At 55.5% G+C, this 382-nt stretch carries 1 protein-coding gene; it reads right to left on the minus strand.

Annotated elements, in window-relative coordinates:
- Positions 1-342, minus strand: a 342-nt coding sequence (locus SB658_RS22240) for a hypothetical protein (protein WP_410602366.1), incomplete at its 3' end; no start/stop codon positions are given.
- Between the last annotated feature and the right edge of the window lie 40 nt (positions 343-382).

A 382-nucleotide genomic window follows, 5' to 3' on the forward strand; every position in this document is an offset into this window, starting at 1 on the left:
GTCGATCGCGGCTGTCGAACTGCCGAAGAGCGCTTCTCGAGGAGAGAGCTTTCCTAATGAAACTCCCGATTTCATAGAGTGCCCACGCCAGCGAACCCCATAAAGTCCGACAGTACCTTCATGCGTCATTAACCACATGTTTGTTGGCGGCTGTTGATTATCGAACCAGTCCGCCACATGCGAGAATTGTTCCGTAGGGTCGCCGTAAACGAACGGAACTTCGACAATGAGCCCACTGGGTTGCTCATGCTTCAACGTGGCACCGGTGTATGGAGTGGATTCAACCCCGTCGACGAGAAGCCCCGCAACGGACTGACCGATTTCGAGCGTTTCCAGTGCCATACCTCAGTATGGCGCCGTCACGCGCTGATCGGCAACGGAC

Source organism: Bacillus sp. SIMBA_008, assembly GCF_046535495.1.
Taxonomy (GTDB): domain Bacteria; phylum Bacillota; class Bacilli; order Bacillales; family Bacillaceae; genus Bacillus; species Bacillus subtilis.